Raw genomic sequence first — 5,787 nt, 5'->3', positions numbered from 1 at the left:
GAAGAGTTGATTAGCTTAATATGATATTTATACGTAAACAGATTGTTATTACAAGCATTATTTTACATGTCCCTTATAGGTAGGCTAAGATTGTTATTCTGGGTATAGAAAGGATGAGCATATATGATGTTTCAATCCCTTATAGGTAGGCTAAGAACGTTTCTACTTCATCACTTTCGTTAATCTTGTTTTTTCCGTTTCAATCCCTAATAGGTAGGCTAAGAACTCTGATTCTACATTTTCTAAGGTTGCGTTGTTGATAAAGTTTCAATCCCTAATAGGTAGGCTAAGAACGAATGTGGTTTAGAAGGGATTAGTAATTGTGATGAGTTTCAATCCCTAATAGGTAGGCTAAGAACGAATTTGCATGGCGGAGTAAGAAAAGTGCCTATCAAGTTTCAATCCCTAATAGGTAGGCTAAGAACCTTTTACAGCTTTATCTGCTTGTTTAAAAGTTTCTTGTTTCAATCCCTAATAGGTAGGCTAAGAACAAAAAATAGAACAGATTTTAGATAATATTTTTGTACCGTTTCAATCCCTAATAGGTAGGCTAAGAACGTGCAGTTGCTTTTTTATTGGCAAAAATATTAAAGGTTTCAATCCCTAATAGGTAGGCTAAGAACCTATGGCATTTGCGACTGCTTTATCGTAGTTACCATCGTTTCAATCCCTAATAGGTAGGCTAAGAACAAGGGAAACTATAAAGAAAGCGAGGGGAGAGAAGAGTTTCAATCCCTAATAGGTAGGCTAAGAACACGCAACGCCGAGAGAAAAGAAAGAGAGAAAGAGAGGTTTCAATCCCTAATAGGTAGGCTAAGAACAAACGCCTTAACCCAGTTTCCTTATGCACAAATCCAAAGTTTCAATCCCTAATAGGTAGGCTAAGAACCCGCTGGCAACAAATTCAAGGGCTTTGATGGTGCGGCGGTTTCAATCCCTAATAGGTAGGCTAAGAACAAGCAACAATGTTTGATATTGTGCAAGGCTTTACATGTTTCAATCCCTAATAGGTAGGCTAAGAACCTTCCGTTTTCCAGTCGTAAATAGGGTAGAAATTAGTTTCAATCCCTAATAGGTAGGCTAAGAACGAAAATCTGAGAAAGAAGAAAGAGAGGTGAGCCTCTTGTTTCAATCCCTAATAGGTAGGCTAAGAACAAGAATATCTAGCTCAGCTTGGCTACGACGCTAAAGAGGTTTCAATCCCTAATAGGTAGGCTAAGAACAATGTTTTTGTAAAAATTCTTTGTATTTCTCATCTGGGTTTCAATCCCTAATAGGTAGGCTAAGAACTATAACACCCACATTCCAACCAGTACCCGTCAATATAGTTTCAATCCCTAATAGGTAGGCTAAGAACCTTCAGGTAATACATCGCCAAATTTATTATGCAAAGTTTCAATCCCTAATAGGTAGGCTAAGAACACTAATTCTTGCAAAGCTTTCTTTTGTTGTTCAGGCAGTTTCAATCCCTAATAGGTAGGCTAAGAACCGTTGTTTTTCAGAGTAATGTCCGCTCCCCAAGCGTAGGTTTCAATCCCTAATAGGTAGGCTAAGAACAAGGCAGCCCGCTTGGAGTTCTTCAAGCGGCTGCCGTTTCAATCCCTAATAGGTAGGCTAAGAACTTTGCCAACGCTTCATAAAAGCAAATTATTTATACTGTTTCAATCCCTAATAGGTAGGCTAAGAACTTTGGTTATTCAGTTTGTTCCTACAATTATGAGTTTATGTTTCAATCCCTAATAGGTAGGCTAAGAACTAGTTATAGATCCATCTTGTATTTTAACTGTAGTTATGTTTCAATCCCTAATAGGTAGGCTAAGAACGGGGATAAAAAAATGGATAGGGAAATGGAAAAAACTTGTTTCAATCCCTAATAGGTAGGCTAAGAACCGTGCATGGCTGGGCTTGAAAGGAGATGGTGAAGGTGGTTTCAATCCCTAATAGGTAGGCTAAGAACCAAATTGCTGATGGTAGTATTACTGATGCCAAAATTGGTTTCAATCCCTAATAGGTAGGCTAAGAACAAAAATAATTATATTGACAACATAGAAAATGTTATCAAGTTTCAATCCCTAATAGGTAGGCTAAGAACAAAATCTTTCTTTTCTTCTTTAAATTCACCAACAATGTTTCAATCCCTAATAGGTAGGCTAAGAACGCTGGATGGGTTCCTATGATAGGACTCACGTGTACAGTTTCAATCCCTAATAGGTAGGCTAAGAACAAACTTAGAATTAGTTCTACCTTTAAGGCTTAGAGAGTTTCAATCCCTAATAGGTAGGCTAAGAACGTGCCTAATTTATTAGAAGTATATGATTTAACTTAGTTTCAATCCCTAATAGGTAGGCTAAGAACACGTGGAGGGCTTGATATATCTATAGCATATATATGCATCGTTCGTTTTGTAATAATCCTGTAATAATTAAATTTTACCACTTATTATAGTCTTGTCAAGTATTTGATGATAAAAAAAATTTCCTGTCGACCTCCAGGGGTTTTTACATTATCTTAGGTCGACAGGAGATATTTTATTAGCGATTTTATATTTATTCATTATTATTTTTTATATATATACGCTTATTTTCTCTCTTTTTTATACTTAAAAAATGCATCTTTTAATATTATTTTAGTTATAAAATATTGTTTATACTAAATGTATTTTTATTTTATATTGTTATTACAATTCTAAATATTCAACTTTTTAATAGTAACATAATTTATAATTTAAATTCCATCCCGCTTTTCATCTAATAATTTTGCTTTTTTAATATTAAAAAATAAAACTATAGAATATTGGACCTATTGATATATTTTTGTATATCCACAGTAAACTAATCATAATTACATATGTTCGGTAGATGGTAGATTGGCCAAACCAGACTTTCGCTGTTTGTTTCGGAAATGAGAAGCCAATCAGAACCGTCCCCATTGGCTCAATTCTTACAATATTAATTCCTCTCCACCTTTTTTTAATCCAATAATCTCTCGGCTTGAATATTTAAGTGACTCAAATGTATAAAATATTAAAGAATCTTCATCTTCTTTTATTATCCTTTTTAATTCAATTTTAAGTTTTTTAAAATTACCTTCAGTAATTTCGCCTTCAAGCACCGAATTTTGAACCCAATTCAAATACTTTCTGGCAGTTTTTAGGACTTTATTTACCCTTTTTTGATTTACATCATAGACAAATATCACAAACATATTAAACCTCTCTACCATTGACTTATAAATGGGTTATATTCTTCATCACCAATTATATGCTTTTCAATTTTATATGCCTCCATTCTAATAATTGTCCTGTATGTTGCAGATTTCCCTATATGGGGATGATTTATTACTGTTTCTAATTTGCTTTGAAATTCTTCAACAAAAGTTTTCATACCTTTTTCCTTTAAAATAATACCCTCAAGATTATTTTCAAAATCATCAGTTGAAATCTTTTTCCTACCTAAGAGTGAAAATATTATCCTATCGACAATAATAGGCTTAAAAATTTCAGCAATATCAAGATTTAAAGTAAAACTTCTGAAATTGGTTGAGTGCAGATATCCAATTCTTGGATCAAGATGCGTTTTATAAATCTCACTTAAAACAGTTGTATAAATAAGCGAATTCCCAAAACTTATTAATGTATTAAGATAATTTAATGGCGGTCTTTTTGTTCTTCTTTGAAAATTAAATTCTTCTATACCAATAATGTTATCAAATGCTAAATAGTATATATCTCTGATATTACCTTCATATGCCATTAGTTCTGAAATACTTTTTGTATCATAAATTTTCTTTGAAAGTTCTTCTATACTTAATATAATTTTGTTTAGATCAGTACCTCTATTGTTGTAATATTTTAATACTACAATCATATTTTTGTATGACCCTTCAATAAACTTTTGAGCCAAAAAAAGTCTTTTATTTTGGTCATTATAATGTTCGGCTTGTTTTAATATTACATATCCAGAGTTTAGATGCTCACGAGGATAATAAGAACCGACATAGTATTCATATCTATTAAAAAAATGCAAAATTATTTCACTTTGAGTTAAAAATTCTAAAAATCTTTTATTTAATGTAACCTCTCCAAAAATCATAATTTCACTTGTATTTTCTACCGGAATAAATTTCTTTCCGTTTTCGTTTTCAAAAAATATTGTATTATCTTTTCTTTTAAGCTCTCCATCAGAAAAGATATAAATAGTATTTTTCATGACCAGCAAAACTCCTTATATCCACAATTTTTGCAATATTTATTTTTCGCAAGTTCTGGTGGTTTTTCTAATGTAGTTATTTTTTCTATATCCTTTATAATATCTTCAATTTTTAATATATTTTCTCCATTTAGTTCAACCAGTGTTCTCTTCTTTTCTTCTGGAACAAGGATTTCACCCTTTACATCAATTCCTTTTTGCAAAAGCCTATAAAGGTAAAACTCAAGCTGTAATTTTGCTGCGTCTAAGGCTTTTGAGCTTTTTTTTATTTCACATATTATAAATGTTCCTTCCTGTTTTTTTACCATATCAATGGTAACGCCTTCAAAAAAGATATTCTTTTTATCTCTTTTGTAAGATTCTTGATCAATAATTCTTCCTAATTCAATAAGAGGATGTTCTTGATCTGGAACTATTTTATGTGCCATTAACCATACTTGCCTTTTGCAAATTAAATAAGATTGAAAAAGGCTACCTGTTATATTTACCATATTGCTAATACTCCTTTGAGTGTATATCCAGTTTTTACCTAATAGCAAACATTTAGTAGTAAATATTTTTATAATCATTCTGATATTAAAATCTTATTGCAATAACTTTTTCAACATCTGTTTTATATATACTAAGTATATAATTGCATCACTATTTCTTGTTTTCTACATTTTTCCTAATTCCATTATTGAGTTAGCTACCCATTTACCCATGTCATATGGATTTATTGTATTTCATTCAGTTCTATACTGTTAATTAATATTTTTCTATTAATTACTATTATAGTGTATTAATACATAAAATAAAATCATTATTTATGCGAAGAAAAAATTTCACTAAAAAAGTCCCATCGAAAAAGACTTTTACGTATTATTAACCGATGGGAACTTTTCCATATTACATAATTATTTGTACATTTTTATTTTCCTCTCATTGTTCATGGTTATAGGATATTATGCTTGATCCTAATGGGTAAGTTATGAACAAGAGAATACTACAACGGTTGTGTTAGCATAACCCTTAGAGGCAGGCTAAAAACGCTTAGTAATCATGTTGGCGATACAGAACAAGTTGGTTAAAATAAAAGAGTGATATGACAAAGTGCAAAAGGGAGAGAAAATATCCTCTCCCTTTTGAAACGTCATTATTATTTTTGTGCATCTTTTAAATTGAGATGTTCAATTAAGGCATTTTGTAAAATTTGAGAAAAGTTAATATTATTATTTTCTGCAATAGTATTTAACCAAGCTGGTATTGTAAGTGTTTTTTTGACTGCACGATTATCATGTTTTTTGCGATATTCTATCATATCAATATCGATAAAAGTAATAAATTGCCCGGGCATTGTTTGTATTTGTTCGGGTTTTGAAGGTGTTGGTATTGGTGCTTTATCTTCTTCAAGGGAGTAAAGATAAAGACCCAAAGCATCTCTGGCCATTTCTATGGCTTCTTCAAGGCTGTCTCCTTCTGTATAACATCCTAAAAGGTCAGGAAACGATACAGAGTAACCACCGACATCTTCGGTTTGAAATATTGCTGGATAAACATACTTAGCCATTCTAATACCTCCTTTTCGATATATTATTTA

The 5,787-nt window shown here is 31.6% G+C and carries 4 protein-coding genes and 1 CRISPR repeat array; all 4 genes read right to left on the bottom strand.

The window, feature by feature from the left end; all coding sequences use genetic code 11:
• Window positions 1-62: 62 nt before the first annotated feature.
• Window positions 63-2,355: direct repeats of the CRISPR family, unit length 30 nt; unit sequence GTTTCAATCCCTAATAGGTAGGCTAAGAAC.
• Between the two features lie 585 nt (window positions 2,356-2,940).
• Window positions 2,941-3,204, bottom strand: coding sequence for a CRISPR-associated endonuclease Cas2 (cas2, locus tag ACAG39_12345; protein MEZ0538011.1), 264 nt, complete (start codon window positions 3,202-3,204; stop codon window positions 2,941-2,943).
• An 11-nt stretch (window positions 3,205-3,215) separates the two neighbouring features.
• On the bottom strand, window positions 3,216-4,208 hold the full coding sequence (cas1b, locus tag ACAG39_12340) for a type I-B CRISPR-associated endonuclease Cas1b (GenBank protein MEZ0538010.1): 993 nt from the start codon (window positions 4,206-4,208) through the stop codon (window positions 3,216-3,218).
• A complete protein-coding gene (gene cas4, locus ACAG39_12335) occupies window positions 4,205-4,699 on the bottom strand; it encodes a CRISPR-associated protein Cas4 (GenBank protein ID MEZ0538009.1) in 495 nt (164 codons plus the stop codon). Before cas4 ends, cas1b begins: the two co-directional genes overlap by 4 nt.
• Window positions 4,700-5,346: 647 nt before the next feature.
• Entirely contained in the window at window positions 5,347-5,757 is a 411-nt protein-coding gene (locus ACAG39_12330) for a type II toxin-antitoxin system HicB family antitoxin (protein ID MEZ0538008.1), read from the bottom strand.
• Window positions 5,758-5,787: the final 30 nt, after the last annotated feature.

It is taken from the genome of Caldicellulosiruptoraceae bacterium PP1 (assembly GCA_041320695.1).
Lineage (GTDB): Bacteria > Bacillota > Thermoanaerobacteria > Caldicellulosiruptorales > Caldicellulosiruptoraceae > JBGGOQ01.
Note: the sequence above shows the minus strand (reverse complement) of the source record. Positions and strands in the feature narration are given on the sequence as shown.